The organism is Desulfitibacter alkalitolerans DSM 16504, from assembly GCF_000620305.1.
GTDB classification, from domain to species: Bacteria; Bacillota; DSM-16504; order Desulfitibacterales; family Desulfitibacteraceae; genus Desulfitibacter; species Desulfitibacter alkalitolerans.
Map to the genome: position 1 here is coordinate 46418 of NZ_KK211103.1, position 16210 is coordinate 62627.

Consider the following 16210-nt stretch of genomic DNA (forward strand, 5'->3'; position numbering starts at 1 on the left):
CCTTTCATAGCTTTCTCCCCTGGAGCTTTTTGCACTAGATTCCCAGGATATTTAAAGGCCAGGTGACTTTCCAGCTGTCTTGAACCTTTACTAGCTCCAACCTTCCATAAAAGATTTCATGTTGATTGTATCTTTCTCCTATGAACCATACTTGAACACTTGCCAGGCCTTCTTTCTGCTGGACACGGTTTTCTCCCAGATCAAAGTCAATAGATTTCATTTTAGATTGTAAAGAAACCATTTCAAATCTAAACTCTTCCAAGGTCAAAGAATTGCCATCTGAATGGATACTGTTATATGCCAGAGAGTAGTTTTCCTTAAAAATATTCTCTAAAAAATCCTGTACTGTCTTTGTGGGAGAGCCTTGGGCCCACCAATCAGCCACCTCACCTTTTAATTGTATTTTCTTATCTATAACCCATGAATTATTTCTCCTTGCAACATGGTATTCCCACTCCCATGGCTCTCCATAATCACCTACAAGGAATACTATGAGCTGATCATTCCAATAGGGGCTACCTATAATACTTTTTCCTGGTTCGTCCCCATACCTGAATCCTTCATGAATTGATAAAAATTCACTAGCTTCAGCAAATCTGCTCTGGTATGGAAGATAATACCTTTGTCTTTCGAAATCCACCTGCCAATTAGCATTAATCTTCTTTAATACTATTTCCCCCAGGAACTCTGAGGACCAGAAGCCATAAAGCACCACTGCTTTATCTCCAAAAATATTATCAACTGCCATTGATATTTTCCCTGGATCATTGCCAACTTTAAAGCCCAGTTCATTCAAATAATCCGCAGCTTTTTTTAATATAGCCCTTTCTTCATCAGAGCCTGATATTTCTCTTTCCTTGCTCTTTTTACTCTCCAGCTGCAGATAATTTATGCTGCCTGTTTGCTTATTAAAATCAATTAATTTAGCATGGGTATATAAGGGTACAAGTTCATAATTATCAAATTGATACTCATATATTGTAGCCACACCTGCCTCCACGCCATCAAAATAGATAGTATTGTCTGCACCCCATACTACCTTAAAAAACCCCAAGTCGCCAGAATAGTCTCTATCAAAAAGAGATGCTTCTTGAATATATCCTGTTTCAATATGAATTAACCATACTCCCATATAATCATCATTTTGCCCTACAATGGCTATTTTTGAATTTTGCCCATCTACTGCATAATCATGAAGCTTGTTAATTTCATTGGGTCCGAGTTGTTTAATTTCTTGGTTGTTTACATGATATAAATGTATACCTTCAATTAATACTCTATTATCATCCAGCCAAATAACAGGTGCCTTGTCATTCCTTCTATTTTCCTTAACAAGAGTAAACAGCTTTTTATTTTCTTTTCTATTCCAGTCCCATAGAATATAATCCACCTGCAAATCAATACCGTTTAGCTCATGCCAGCCCCAAAGGGTAATACTATTTAATTGATTTGGAGAAGAATATTTCCCAAGGACAAAAGAACCCTTTGGTGGCGCATATGAGGCATTCTTGTCTGTATAATTAGGTTCGGGTTGAGAAGCTCTATTGCCAGCTTCATCCTTAGTTTGTCCCTCTGGCTTATTTTGTCCATCAGTATCATCTTCTATGGTTGATTCTTTTATTTGCTTATCATGGTTGTCCCTGGAATCCACCATGCCAATGTTAGAGGGCGAGCAGCCAACTAATAGGACAAAAAAAGCAAAGAATATTACCAATATTAATATGTACTTGTTTGATAATCCCATAGTGACATCCCTCCTATATTTATAGACTATAAAAACACCAAAAAAGTTCCATCTAATTACCATATTATACCATAATAAGTGAAAAAATAGACTATATTTTTACTTAAAATAATTAATTGTTCATAGTGTAACATTAATTTGTTACTTATATATTGAAAGTTTATGAAGCTTTTATGAATTTTTTTAATTTGATTGCATATTAAAAAAAGCCACAAGGCTTTCAATCAAGCCTCGGGACTCCCTTTAGCGTAATCAACAAACTTTGTAAACTCCGGTAAAAAAACAAGCTCAACAGTTCCTGTAGGGCCATGCCTGTGTTTAGCTAAAATTATTTCAGCTATTCCCTTTTTTTCGGATTCGGGGTCAAAATAATCAGGCCTATGGATGAACATAACCACATCACTATCCTGTTCCAGTGCTCCTGACTCACGTAAGTGGCTCAGGTTTGGTCTTTTATCATGGGTCTGCTCCACTGCCCTGCTTAGCTGTGAAAGTGCAAGAACTGGCACGTCCAGTTCCCTGGCAAGGCCTTTAAGAGATCGTGATATCTCAGATATCTCCTGCTGCCTGTTCTCTACCCTGCGAGACCCTCTCATTAATTGTAAATAGTCAACAATTATCAATCCAAGTCCTGCTTCAGATTTTAGCCTTCTAGCCTTTGCCCTGACTTCCATTACTGAAATGGAAGGGGTATCATCGATAAATATAGGAGCATCTGAAATCCCTTCGGCAGCCCGAATTAGCCTCTTCCAATCTTCCTCATTTAAATTGCCGCTTCTAAGCTTGTGCTGATCCACCATTGCCTCTGATGCCCATAACCTTTGTACCAACTGTTCTTTTGACATTTCCAGGCTAAAGATTGCAACAGTAGTGTTACTCCCACATGCCACCTTCTGGGCAATATTCATGCAAAAGGACGTTTTTCCCATGGCAGGTCGTGCGGCGCAAATAATTAAGTCACTTGCTTGTAGGCCGGATAAGAGCTTGTCCAGGTCTTTAAAGGTAGGTATTCCAGTAACATCACCTTTATGCTGGGTAAGCTTTTCCACCTGGTCAAAGGTTTCCACAAGAATATCTTTAATATGACTAAAGCCTTCCTTATGCTTTTTTTGGCCAATTTCAAAGATAATCTTTTCAGCTTCATCAAGGAGCTCTGCAGTATCTAAATTGCCATGATATGATTTATGCACAATTTGTGAAGCAGCACTTATCAGTGAACGTAAAATTCCCTTTTCAATGATAATTCCAGCATAAACGCTGATATTTGCAGAAGTAGGAGCAGAGGAAGACAGAGCTGCTATATACGTGGCTCCTCCAATCTCCTCTATTTTATTGTTCTGCCTCAGAGCTTCTACAACAGTGAGCATATCTACTGGTTTATTCTTTTCTATTAGCTCAAGGATAACCTGATATATAACTCTATGTGCCTGCCTGTAAAAATCCTCCGGTTTTAAAATATCAACAACCGAATAGATGGTTTCCGGGTCAATCATCAAGGCACCTAATACTGCCTGTTCAGCCTCTATACTATGGGGCGGCAACCGTTCTTCTACAACACTCATTTTTGTGCCTCCTGATTTTAGCAAACCTTTTCTCCTTGAAGGTTATGAATAGCCAGGTTTTCTAGTGCCTCTTCTACTGTGGAGACTGCAACAATTTCTATTCCCTTAAGGTCTGCAGGATAATCTCTTTCATTTTCCTTGGGAATAATAACCCTAGTCATTCCTGCCTGTTTTGCACCATAAATCTTTTCCGAAATCCCTCCAACTGGTTTTACCCTGCCCTGTACAGAAACTTCACCTGTTATGGCTATATCCTGCATAAGGGGTACCCCCTTGATACAACTTAACAGCACCAAACAAATAGCCAGGCCTGCTGAAGGACCATCGATATTTCCTCCACCAATAACATTAATATGGACATCATAATTTAATAGCTCTTCTCCAGTGATCCTTCTAATTACTGAAGCTGCATTAAATACCGAATCCTTTGCCATGCTTCCAGCTGAATCATTAAACCTTATTGAACCCTTACTCTTTTCCCTTGCAGGAAAGATTACCGCCTCAATCTCAATGACTGAACCAACAAATCCAGATACACCCAGTCCAAACACTTTGCCAATCTCATGTTTTTTATTTGCCTTCATTGTAACATACGGTACCAGCCTGGAGCTCTGAATAACCTCATAAATATCCTCTTTAGTAATAAATAGACTTTTGGGAGGTCTGCCTTTACGGGTTTGCTGTTTATATAGTGCCAGGCCATAAGCATCAGCCAGAATATTGTTTGCTTTTCTACCCTCAATGGTATACTCACTAATTATCTCTGGGACCACTGGATGCAAGTCTATACCTAGCCTGCTTGCAGATTGGCCTACTATTTGCTTTATATGATTTGGTGATAAAGGTTCAAAAAATATTTCTGCACATCGTGACCGTATAGCAGGGTTAATCTGATCTGGACTTCTAGTAGTAGCACTTATAAGGACAAAGTCTGCAGGGGCGCCTTCATTAAATATTTTTTTAATGTATTGTGGTATTCTATCATCATTAGGATCATAATAAGACGATTCAAATTCAACCCTTTTATCCTCAAGAACTTTAAGCAGTTTATTTAATAATATAGGATCTAGTTCTCCTATTTCGTCGATAAATAGAACTCCACCATGGGCTTCTGTTACCAGCCCAAGCTTTGGCTCAGGTATTCCACTTTCAGCCAAATCCTTGCGGGCACCCTGGTAAATTGGATCATGTACTGATCCAAGAAGGGGATTGGTCACTTCCCTTGGATCCCATCTTAAAGTAGCACCATTAACCTCAATGAAGGGTGCATCCTTTTCAAAGGGTGACTTTTTTAATTTTTTGGCAGCATCCAGAGCAATTCTAGCTGCCGTAGTCTTTCCTACCCCTGGCGGCCCATATAGTATGATATGCTGGGGATAGGGAGAGGAAAGCTTTGAAAGCAGTGCTTTTACTGCCTTTTCCTGGCCAACAATTTCATTTAATTCTGTGGGTCTTAGCATTTCCATGGCAGATTTGGCAAGACTTATAGAATCCTTTTTTTCTAAAATTGCCAGCTTTTTTAGAGTTTGGGCATTCTCAGGATTTTGATTCTCTTTAAGAATCTGCATTTTTATCTCCTGATAATATTCCTCCTGGCGCTCATGCATTTTAAGTGCAATTTTCCGCTCTAACTCTTCTTCTACAGTACGCAGTGCAATCTGTTCAGCTATACCCTCCTCAAGGACAGCTAAAACCTTTCCTGCCTTTTTTGCCGAGGGAATCTCATCAATAGTGGGATCCTCCATAATGATTTTTTGTAAAGCCAGCAGCCTTTCTCCAACACGTGTTGAATTTAACAGATCTAAAGCATTGAGCTTGCTTGCTTTTAGGACCAACCTATCAGTACCATACAAATCACATAAAATAGTGAAAATAGCTTTTATCCTGTCAATTATGTCAATTTTATACCCTGTCTTTTCTAATGGTGGTAGCTTAATGTCCTTTTCAAAATCCTTTGCTAGATTTTCCATCATACTAGGCATAAGTAACTCCTTCCCTTTATTCTGCTGCTTTAATGGTTATGTTAATTTCCCTATGAACTTCGGGATGCAGTTTAATTTTTACTTTATATTCTCCCAGATTTTTTATTGGTTCCGGAAGTTCTATCTTTCTTTTGTCTATTTTGATTCCAACCTGCTCCATGATTACAGACGCAATTTCCATAGTGGTAATAGACCCGAAAAGTCTGCCCTTTTCTCCAGCCTTAGCAGCAATAACTAATGGGCTTCTAGTCAGTTTATCTCCATCAGCTTTGGCTTTTGTTTTTTCCAACTCCTTCTGCTTATCCTGCTTTTGTTTCATGGCCTCTAAGCCTTGCAGATTCTGTGGAGTAGCTTCAATGGCTAGTTTCCTGGGAAATAAATAGTTTCTTGCATATCCATCTGATGCATTTACTACATCTCCCTTGTTCCCCAACTTTTTTACGTCCTGCATTAAGATCACCTTCATTTATAACACACCCTTCCAGCCTTTCATTTTTATTGCTTTATTCCCAATCTACGGTAGTTAAACAAGGGGTCAAATAGTCCTGTTATTAATAATACCATTAATGTTAACGGAATGTTTAAAACAATTATACCCAATAAAAGAACTTTAAGTAAGATATGAATCTTCCATTTATGATAATAGAATACAAATACTGATAACCCCTGAATAAAGAGTATAGGCGAATACATGTACATAATGTTCATCCCTATTATTTTACCTATCTCCCAATCTGTAAAATCCCCATACAGCAGAAAGGCCAAGCCTACAATCACGCCCCATACAAAATACCATGGTATCTGCCAATGACGAAACATGGGGAGCTCACTAACCTGTAGCTTTAACTTCTGCAGGGTCTTGCGAGTAATAAAATAGGTAACAAATGCCACCATCATTCCATAAATTACCATAGTGGCTGGTATTAATCTTGCTACCATAATTGATAGATTCATAACAGTATTGCTTATTTCCTCCCTGGTTAAGCCCTGCTCCTGAAGCCTGTCCAGGACTCCCATTCTTTCATACATGAGCAGAACGCTTTCTGTGGTTTCTTCAAAGGCAGCTGACAGCTCGGATATACTTAAACCCAGCACTAGAAAGCTTAATAAAAAGGATATTACAGTGGAAATGGCAACTACTATTGTTCCCATCATTATAATCTTTGAAAAATCAGCCCTCTTGCTGAAATAGTAGCTAAATACAATACCCAGGCCTGCAAATTGAACAAGGTAAATAAATGCTCTCCAAGGGGTAGCTAATATTATCAACAATATGGCGGCAGTAATCATGGCCAAAACACCTGTATAAAAGCCTCTTCTTACTGATACTACAACTATTGGCACCAGCCATACAAATACCGTAACTACCTGGAGAGGAGTAATATATAGACCAATTAAAGCCAGCATGGCTGCCAATGCTGCCATTAAAGCCCCTTCTATGTAATTGTTTAGTTTCATTTGGTTATCCATAAAGTACACCCCATTCACCTTATACAAAGGGGAGCAAATTTTTGCTCCCCTATTTCCCATCTATTCCATTGTAAATGGTATTAAAGCTATATGTCTAGCTCTTTTAATTGCAGCTGTAAGCTGACGTTGATGTTGAGCACAATTACCGGAAATCCTTCTAGGTAGAATTTTTCCCCTTTCTGTTATATGTCTACGTAAACGTCCCGTATCCTTGTAGTCAATGTGCTGTACTTTATCAACGCAGAAGCTGCAAACCTTGCGGCGTGAGCGCCTACGATCTTTTTTCATGGTTTGCCTCCTTAATTTGGCGTGAAATTCTTAATTTAGGAGATGCTCTATTATTCCTAAATTTTTAGAACTACTAATGCATGACTTGGTTGGCGTTGTGTATAATAGCTTACGACAACTAAGTCAGGTTAAAATGGAAACTCACTGTCATCTGGTATTCCAAGTTCTTCTCCAAAATCTGTGTCATTGGATGCCCCTAGCTTATCCTTTGGCCAATCCAGAAAACGTACATTTTCAGCTACAACATCTGTGGCCTGTCGTTTGCTTCCATCCTGTGCCTCATAACTGTTTACCTGCAAGCGTCCCTCAACAGCTACCAGCCTGCCTTTTCCCAGGTTCTTTGCACAAACCTCAGCTAATTTACGCCAGACAACTATTCTAATAAAATCTGTTTCCCTTTCCCCTTGCTGATTTGCATAGGGCCTATCAACAGCTAGAGAAAAATTGGCTACAGGCACTCCCGAACCTGTATATCTTAACTCCGGATCTCGAGTCAATCTCCCAATAAGAATTACTTTATTAAGCAACCAAGACACCCCCAAAATATTACACTTTTACTCTTCCACAGCGTCAGTATCGTCTAAACGGACAATAAGGTAACGAATAACAGTTTCTGTTATTTTAAATACCCTTTCTAATTCCTGGGCTGCCGCTGGCTCTCCCTGGAACAGAACTAGTACGTAATATCCTTCTTTGAGCTTTTTTACCTCGTAGGCCAGTCTTCTTCTACCCCACAGGTCCGTCTTTTCTACAAGTCCACCCTGATCAGTTATTATGCTTGTAAACTTTTCCACATGCTGGTTAAGCTCCTCTTCTGACAGTTCAGGATGTAAAATATACATACATTCGTAGTTACGCACTAATATACACCTCCTCCCTATGGTCTATGGCCCCATTTCAAGAATGGAGCAGGGAATACCATGGAAATTATAGCACAAGGTACTCTCTAACACAAGCTTGTTGCAAAATTAATGTAAAATATCTACCACTTTTTAATATCAAGCTTTTTAATCTTCTTCTGCAGGGATTGTCTGTAGAGACCAAGCTCCTGGGACGTTTTAGAAATATTCCATTGATTTTTTTCCAATGACTGGGTAATGATCTTTTTTTCAGTCTGCAGCAAAATATCCGTTAGGGTGCCCGATGCAGAAGGTTGTCTATGAGTCTGGTTGTGTTCAATTCTGTCTCTAATATATTTTGGCAGATGCTCTAGTTTAAGCTCAGAATCACCATCAGCCATATTCATTGCACTTTCAATTACATGCTCTAACTCTCTAACGTTTCCAGGCCATGGATAGTTTAAAAGCATTTTCAAAAAAGCCTCATGAACTGTCTTTACCTCTTCTACAAACCTTTTATTATACTTGGATATAAAGTGTTCAATAAGGCATGGTATGTCTGATTGTCTCTCTCTTAATGGCGGCAGGTGAAGTGTGATTACTGCTAATCTATAGTAAAGGTCCTGCCTGAGCATTCCCTTACTAACAGCCTCCAAGGGATCCACATTAGTTGAACTTATTATTCTACAGTTTATATGGGTTTCTTTGTTGTCTCCAAGCCTCCTGACTGTTTTTTCTTGAAGAACTCTTAACAGTTTAGCTTGTAAATGTATGCTCATTGAGTTTATTTCATCAAGAAATAGGGTGCCACCATTGGCCTGTTCAAAAAGACCGGGATTATCAACTGCTCCAGTAAAGGCACCCTTAACTGTACCAAACAAAATACTTTCTAGTAAAGTATCAGGCATGGCCGCACAATTTATACCTATAAATTTCCCTCCAGAAATTTGGCTTGCATTATGAATACTCTGGGCAAACAGCTCCTTACCAGTTCCAGTGTCCCCATAAATCATAACACTGGACTGATTTTTCGCAGCCTTTTTTGCAGAGTTGATTAGTCTAATCATGGAATCACCTTTAGCAACTATCTGCTCAAAAGAATACCTTGCCCCATTTATAGATGGTACTGGAAAGACTTCAGTATCCTTTACCTTCATTGTCCTTTCCAATACTTCCTTAAGCTGACTTAAGTCTCTTGCAATGGAATAAACGCTTTTCACTTCTCCCTTGTCCAATAAGGGAATTGTACTTGCCACTATATTAATTCTTTTGTTAGTCTCCTTTATTTTATAGGAATAGTATCTATCATAAATGGGAGACCCTGATTTTAATACATGCAAAGAGGCGGCGTTATCCTCATCAAGCTGATATACTTCCATAATATGCTTTCCTATTACTTTGTCTGGAGCAATTCCTTCAAACTTGCTGCATGCTTCGTTGTAAAAGGTGGTAACCCCATCCTTATCAACAACATTAATTCCCTCACTTACAGTATTTAAAATAGTCTCATACCATTTGAGCCTTAATTCCAACTCCTTAATCTTTTTGTCCTTGTCAACCATTGGAACTCCCTCCTCTGTCTAAAAGGCAAGAATTCTTACAGCAATTCTTCAGGGAGCTTGGCCCTTAAATGCTTAAAAAGAGTATTTAATACACCAACCTCCAGGCCGGGCTTTTCAAATTCCTTCAACCGCTGCTGAACCCTTTCCCAGGCATTTTCAACTGAGTTTTTATTTCTTTCATGCCATGTGCTCCAATTATTTCGATCTGATACTAGAGGTGCATAGAACTCCTTACGGAATCTGGCAAAGGTATCTGGGTGTTCCAAATAATGACCTCCAGCTGCCACATCTCCAGCAAGGGAAATGGCATCATTTCTTTGGACCATGTCTACACCCTGCAAAATTCTTCTAATTCTACCACTTATCTCTTCATCCCAAATCCATTTTTCATAGCTTACAGTTAAAAAAGACTCCATTACACCCACACCATGCAAAACAACATCTACATTGTTGCCAAAGGTGAATAATAGATTGGTGGTGGACTCTACTCCAGTTTGCACGTCTACCTCTTTGCCATCAGTCAGTCCTCCACCGCCCCTAAAGGGGACACCATAAAAATCTGCCAGCTGCTTGAAGGCTGTGGTAAGAAGCCCATATTCGGGTGCACCAATACATAAATTCATTGTCTTCATATCAGTAATAGTGGAAGTGTTGCCATAAACCACTGGACATCCTGGATTAATTAATTGGGTCACTAGAATGCCTGTAATAATTTCTGCGTTGTTCTGTAGTATAGTTCCCCACAGGCTGGTTGGAGATGTAAAGCCCGCCATTGAACAGCATGTCACTACAACAGGTTGATTATTCTTTGCATAAGTCCAAATAGCCTCCAGCATCCTCTCATCCCATGCCATTGGTGATAGTGTGTTTACTACTCCAAAGATAAAACAATCACCCTGCCCTGGCTCAACGGCTATTCTTGCTATATCAATACAGTCCTGGGTAACTTCAGCCCCCATGGACATTCCCATTAGAGGCTTATCACAGTTTTGGACTAGCTCCTTCATAAAAACCAGGTGCTTGTATTCTTCTTTAATATCATTTGGGTCTAAAATGCCAGCACATACGGCCTGAATCTGGCTGCTGGTCTGGGCCAGCTTATAAAAGTCAATTACATCAACCAGCTTTCCCTTTCTTCTTCCTCGTATATGGTCATGGACAAATACAGGGCCTCCGGTAGGCGCCAGGATTGTTTCGCCATTTCCAATGGTAATACTTTTATCCCTATTGCGAGCCTTAATCTCAAAAGATTTTGGCGCAAGTTTTAATCTATCTTCAATGAGTTCTTTGGATATTTTAATTATGTCACCATTGCCAGCTGCAGCACCATTTTCTATAAGCAATTTCTTTGTGGGTTCATGGTGAATTGCAATACCTCTAGTGTTTAATAATTCCAGGGTTTGAAAATGGAGTTCCTCAACCTGGTCCTTTGAAAGCACTTTCATTTCCCAAAACATTTAAAGACCTCCTTTATAATGCACAATAAAATATTTATAGTTTTATTTTTTATGCTCTCTGTTAGTGTAACAAATAACGGGATAGAGTTCTATCCCGTTATTTGTTAAAAGGTTTTGATCAATATAAATTTATTTCTTCACCATGTCTTTTTCCGCTTCTCTTAATATATCTAATAATCCTTGCCTTGTCTTATCATCTAAAGGTGCAACTGTATGAGTGTCAATAATATGTTCAATTTTATCCTTTGCCCTTTGTCTCATGGTAGTGCTGCCTTTGTCTACCCACTGCTCGTAACTTCTTCTATCTGTAACATCAGGCTGCCAGTTCCTGCGGAAATTATTAAAGGTATGCTCATGCCCTAGATAGTTTCCACCTGGACCCACTTTTTCAATTACATCTATGGCCATTTGGTCAGGAGTCATATGGACCCCACCTAAAATTCTTCTTACTTGACCTACAGCCTCGTTGCAAATTACCAAAAGCTCATTTGAAAAGGTTAGGCCAAATTCAAGATATCCCAAATCATGGACAAGGTTAGAGCCCATGATTCCTGCCATAAATACAAAGCTTCCTGCCTCTAAAGCGGCCTGTTCATCTACAGTCTTGGAGCCGCTGCATCCAGCAAAACCCCATGAAGGCAAGTTATGATACTGTGCTAGTTGGCATACTGCAGCCTGGGTAAGCATGGCCTCAGGTGCACAATAGGTTGGCTGCATACTTCCCATATCCATTGGGGACATGCCTGCACCAAATACAAAGGGTGCACCTGGATTTTTTAATTGATGCATTACCAGTCCACTAAGTATCTCAGATACTGCCTGAATTACAGCTCCAGCTGGTGTTACAGGACAGGTCGCTCCTGCCATGGCCCCTGGCGAGTAGTTAGTTGGCAGCCTTTTCTCAGCCATTATTAGCAGCTTTTCAACAGCTGTATCTGAATGCTGCAGAGGTGAACTGGGTTCATCATACAATACAAAAATTGGTTTGTTGGAAAGCTCGTCTTGACCCCCTACTAAAAGTGAAGCCATTTCTATTGTATACTCCAGGCATTTTCCATCGGCAGCTATAATGGTCATGGGTTTGCTGGAGTTATTAACCATTATATTGAACTGCTCCAGATAAGCCATTTCTTCTGGAACATCTGTTATAAGGCCCATGGACATTAAGAAGTCTATATTTGGCAGACCATCACATAGCTTGGCTGAAAGGGCTATGTCCTCTCTTACCGGTTTTCTTCTAATTCCTGTTTGGTGGTCAATAATGTTTGGACAATCTGAACCAGTTCCAAAATAACTTTTGGTTCCCTCTAAATACATTTTGGGGTTGCCAAGTCTATCATAAACAGTAATTCTTGAAGGAGCTGCTTTTAATGCCCATTCTACAAGCCCGGTAGGTATTCTTACGTGGTTTCCCTTAACCAGGGCACCAGCATCTTTTAATAGGTTTAATGCTTCAGTGTTAAAAACATTCACACCCACTGTTTCAAGGAGCCTGCAGCTATTCCAGTGAATCTCCTCTAAAGCATTTTTGGGCATTAAACTAAATTGTGGTGCATAGGGACTATATACATTTGTCATGTTTTTTTAAACCTCCTAGATCATTTTTTCCATCATATGGTATTGGACATGCTTGATGCAACCTACTTTGTAATTTCAAGGGCCTGCTCTAAATCCTTGATCAAATCCTCAGCATCCTCTACCCCTACAGATAGACGAACAAGTCCATCAGTAATACCTGCCTTTAACTTTTCCTCCTGAGGGATATAAACATGGGTCATGGAAGCAGGATGCTGAATAAGAGTATCCACATCTCCCAAGCTAACAGCTAACCAGCACAATTTAACATTATTCATTAAGGTTTTTCCAGCTTCAAAGCCCCCCTTTAATTCAAAGGCTATCATTCCACCAAAATCATCCATCTGTTTACTGGCCAACTCATGTTGAGGGTGGGATGGCAGGCCAGGATAGAATACCCTTTCAACCTTGGGATGGCCTTCTAAAAATTTGGCAACCTCCATGGCATTTTCACAGTGCCTCTGCATTCTTAAATGTAAAGTTTTTAACCCCCTAAATAGGAGCCAAGCGTCAAAGGGACTTATAACTCCACCTAAGTTTTTAAGAGTTTTGTCCCTGATTGCATCCATCAAGTCCTTCTTCCCTATAACTATACCACCCATTACATCGCCATGGCCCCCAATATATTTGGTGGCACTATGGATTACAACGTCTATACCAAAATCTAAAGGCCTTTGCAAATATGGTGAGCCAAAGGTGCTGTCAACAATAGTCATAATCCCCCTACTTTTTCCTATAGCTGCCATTTCCTTAAGGTCTACTAGCTTCACAGTGGGATTAGCAGGTGTTTCGAAGTATATGATCTTTGTATTTTCCTTAACAGCCTTTTTAACGTTATCTGGATTAGAACAATCCACAAAGGTGGTTTCAATTCCATAGTCAGTCATTAAATTGGATAAAAAATAATTTGTAGCACTATATACTGTTCCGTCAGCTACCACATGGTCACCCTGCTTCAAAATGCACATTAGCGTGGCAGTAATAGCTGCAACCCCAGTAGTGAAAGCCAAAGCAGCTTCTCCATTTTCCAATTCAGCCATTTTTGCTTCTAAAAGTGTTTGAGTAGGGCTTCCTAACCTTGTATAAATGTATCCATTGTCAAAATTCCTACACCTGTCTGCTCCATCATCAACATTATCAACTTTAAAGTTTACTGCTTGATAAATTGGAGGTGCAATGGAACCAGTTTGCGGACAACCGTAATGGGCTGCTCTCACTATTTTCGTTTTTAGCTTCCAATTCTTATCTTTCTCCATGCAAACAACCCCTCTTTTTATTATTTAAATGCTATGTCCCATTTGTTAAACAAGCAAATTAATGCCCCTTTAACGTAAATCCATTGCAATATTCGTGCCTATTGCTTTATCTTTGCTCAGCTGTTTATTAAATAGATTTTACAATAACTACCACAATAGCCAAAATCCTTGTGATAAATAGTCTCAAGCTAAATCATAAATAGTATAAGTTAACAACACATATTATTTTATAGCCATAGCACCATTTATTAAGTTATAATTTAAAAGACTTTTGCTTCTAAGAGCAGCCCTTTATTGCATGCAATTTTCAGTTGCAGGATTTGGAGTATCTAGCTTAGACAGGATATAGGAGTTTGTGTCACTAACTAAACATGCATCCTTTGGCTGCATTACCAAATTTAAAAGAATAAAACTTTTTCTGAAATTTCTTATTTGCTCAATTACTTTCGCTTTTAAATAATTCCAGGGTATTACGGCACATTTCTTGCATAAAGATAATGTAACTAAATTTCTATTTCTTCAGGTCTACTATACTTGAGGGGAGGATGAAAGAAGAGTTACTAGCCTAGCAAGAAAAAATATTGGGAGGTTAAAGTATGAAGAATAACATTAGCAATAGCTCTATCAAGCCGTTAGTGTTTTGGCCCCCATTCCTGCTGCTGCTCGGGGCCGTAATATTCAGTTTTGTAAATGAAGCAGGCTTTGCAGCAATGACCACAGGTGCCAACAACTGGCTCATTGAAAACTTTGGTTGGGCATTTAGCATGACTGGATTTCTAATGGTTTTAATTGTACTGGTAATATATTTTTCACCCTTTGCCAAGGTTAAAATTGGTGGTTCCAAAGCCAAGCCCCTTCTTAATAAGTGGCAGTGGTTCAGTATTACCCTTTGTACGACAATTGCTATAGGCATTTTATTTTGGGGCACTGCCGAGCCCATCTACCATTTAGTTTATCCACCCGCATCCTTGGGTTTAGAACCAGGTAGCGCAGAAGCTGCTATATTTGCAATGTCAACCATGTATTTACACTGGACTTTTACACCCTATGCATTGTATTGTGTTCCTGCACTAATGTTTGCCTTTGCTTACTACAATATGAAAAAACCTTTTAGCTTGGGCTCTACCCTTACTCCAATAGCTGGAGACAAGGCAATTGGAAAGGCTGGTCAGGCTATTGATGCCATCTGTCTATATGCTCTAGTTGCTGGAATGGCAGCTTCATTGGCAACGGGCATCCTTACCATTTCTGGAGGTTTAAACTCCATTGCCGGTATTGGCAGCAATCCCTTTACCTGGGCCATTATTGGTGCTGCAATCATAGGTACCTTTATAGTTTCTGCAACTACTGGACTAATGAGAGGAATTCGTATTCTATCCGATATTAACACCAAAGTTTTCTTTGGTATCATTGCCTTTATCTTCGTATTTGGACCTACTGCATTTTTACTAAACCTTGGCGCTGAATCCTTTGGTCATTACCTGACCCACTTCTTTGAAAAGAATTTGTTTACTGGAGCAGCCGCAGGAGATCAGTGGCCCCAGTGGTGGACAACTTTTTATTGGGCTAACTGGTTAGCTTGGGCGCCAATAACTGCTTTGTTCCTTGGAAGAATTTCCTACGGGCATACTGTTAAGGATTTTATTAAAATGAACTTCTTTTTTCCAGCCATTTTTGGTGCTATCTGGATTACTGTTTTTAGTGCAACTTCAATCAATTTCCAGATGAATGGAGTAGATTTGTTAGGTGCATTAACTAATGTAGGACCAGAAGCGGTAGGCTTCACTATTTTCAGACAGCTGCCAATATCTGCGTTAATTATTCCCTTCTTCCTGTTTATTGCCTTCTTGGCATTTGTTACAGCTGCAGACTCAAATACAACTGCAATGGGCGGGATTAGTACATCCTGCATTTCTCCTGATAGCCCAGAACCACCAACCCTTATCAAGGTAGTATGGGGGTTAACTGTAGGAATAGTTGCATGGGTTATGCTGAGTTTTGCCGGAATTGACGGCATTAAGATGCTGTCCAATCTAGGCGGCTTCCCTGCCATGATACTAGAACTAGCAGTAGCAGTAGGACTAATCCTGGTTGTATCAAACCCAAGAAAGTTTGATACCTTTAAAGAAGATTATTACGCAGATGGTACCGTTAAACCCATAATCACAGATAATGATACAGATACAACAAATGTGCCAACTGGCGGTAAAACTATTAATAGTTAAAAACGCAACCCCCCTGGAAATGATTTTTCAAGGGGGGTTGTTTTTATTGAGTTGCGCTTGACAATATTTCCTTTACTGACTTCTCAAATTTTGGCCTTGGAAGCATCACACTTCTAGTACATCCCAGGCATTTAATTCTAAAGTCCGCTCCAGTTCTTAAGACTTCCCACCTATCACTACCACAGGGATGAGTTTTTTTCATCTTTACAATGTCTCCAACTTGAAAGGGATACACCTTGTATTTGCTCAT

Annotated in this window: 14 protein-coding genes; 1 reads left to right on the forward strand and 13 read right to left on the reverse strand. The window is 39.5% G+C overall.

Annotated elements, in window-relative coordinates:
- Positions 1-34 precede the first annotated feature (34 nt).
- The 12 genes from K364_RS0116670 to K364_RS0116725 form a co-directional block, all read right to left on the reverse strand.
- Positions 35-1744, reverse strand: a complete 1710-nt coding sequence (locus K364_RS0116670; protein WP_028308961.1) for a hypothetical protein — start codon at positions 1742-1744, stop codon at positions 35-37.
- Between the two features lie 224 nt (positions 1745-1968).
- Complete coding sequence (gene dnaB / locus K364_RS0116675; RefSeq protein ID WP_028308962.1) at positions 1969-3306, reverse strand: replicative DNA helicase; 1338 nt, start codon at positions 3304-3306, stop codon at positions 1969-1971.
- A gap of 17 nt (positions 3307-3323) precedes the next feature.
- Positions 3324-5288 carry a Lon family ATP-dependent protease gene (lonC, locus tag K364_RS0116680; RefSeq protein ID WP_084295986.1) on the reverse strand — a complete coding sequence of 655 codons (1965 nt, stop codon included), beginning with the start codon at positions 5286-5288 and terminating at the stop codon, positions 3324-3326.
- Between the two features lie 16 nt (positions 5289-5304).
- On the reverse strand, positions 5305-5754 hold the full coding sequence (gene rplI / locus K364_RS0116685) for a 50S ribosomal protein L9 (RefSeq protein WP_028308964.1): 450 nt from the start codon (positions 5752-5754) through the stop codon (positions 5305-5307).
- Between the two features lie 29 nt (positions 5755-5783).
- Entirely contained in the window at positions 5784-6758 is a 975-nt protein-coding gene (locus K364_RS0116690) for a YybS family protein (RefSeq protein ID WP_028308965.1), read from the reverse strand.
- Between the two features lie 60 nt (positions 6759-6818).
- Positions 6819-7046, reverse strand: coding sequence for a 30S ribosomal protein S18 (gene rpsR / locus K364_RS0116695; protein WP_028308966.1), 228 nt, complete (start codon positions 7044-7046; stop codon positions 6819-6821).
- 128 nt (positions 7047-7174) lie between these two features.
- Positions 7175-7573 (reverse strand): single-stranded DNA-binding protein, encoded by a 399-nt coding sequence (locus K364_RS0116700; RefSeq protein ID WP_028308967.1) that lies wholly within the window; start codon positions 7571-7573, stop codon positions 7175-7177.
- A gap of 27 nt (positions 7574-7600) precedes the next feature.
- The gene (gene rpsF / locus K364_RS0116705; RefSeq protein ID WP_028308968.1) at positions 7601-7906 is read right to left on the reverse strand and encodes a 30S ribosomal protein S6; all 306 of its coding nucleotides are present in this window, start codon (positions 7904-7906) and stop codon (positions 7601-7603) included.
- Positions 7907-8028: 122 nt separating this feature from the next.
- Positions 8029-9447 carry a sigma-54 interaction domain-containing protein gene (locus K364_RS0116710; RefSeq protein ID WP_051534162.1) on the reverse strand — a complete coding sequence of 473 codons (1419 nt, stop codon included), beginning with the start codon at positions 9445-9447 and terminating at the stop codon, positions 8029-8031.
- Between the two features lie 35 nt (positions 9448-9482).
- A complete protein-coding gene (locus K364_RS0116715; protein WP_028308970.1) occupies positions 9483-10904 on the reverse strand; it encodes a trimethylamine methyltransferase family protein in 1422 nt (473 codons plus the stop codon).
- A 129-nt stretch (positions 10905-11033) separates the two neighbouring features.
- Entirely contained in the window at positions 11034-12482 is a 1449-nt protein-coding gene (locus tag K364_RS24565; RefSeq protein ID WP_051534163.1) for a trimethylamine methyltransferase family protein, read from the reverse strand.
- Positions 12483-12544: 62 nt separating this feature from the next.
- Entirely contained in the window at positions 12545-13735 is a 1191-nt protein-coding gene (locus K364_RS0116725) for a trans-sulfuration enzyme family protein (protein WP_028308971.1), read from the reverse strand.
- Between the two features lie 596 nt (positions 13736-14331).
- Here K364_RS0116725 and K364_RS0116730 point away from each other — a divergent pair.
- The gene (locus K364_RS0116730) at positions 14332-15960 is read left to right on the forward strand and encodes a BCCT family transporter (protein WP_028308972.1); all 1629 of its coding nucleotides are present in this window, start codon (positions 14332-14334) and stop codon (positions 15958-15960) included.
- Positions 15961-16003: 43 nt separating this feature from the next.
- Here K364_RS0116730 and K364_RS0116735 read toward each other — a convergent pair whose 3' ends face one another.
- Positions 16004-16210 carry a DUF951 domain-containing protein gene (locus tag K364_RS0116735; protein ID WP_035269983.1) on the reverse strand — a complete coding sequence of 69 codons (207 nt, stop codon included), beginning with the start codon at positions 16208-16210 and terminating at the stop codon, positions 16004-16006.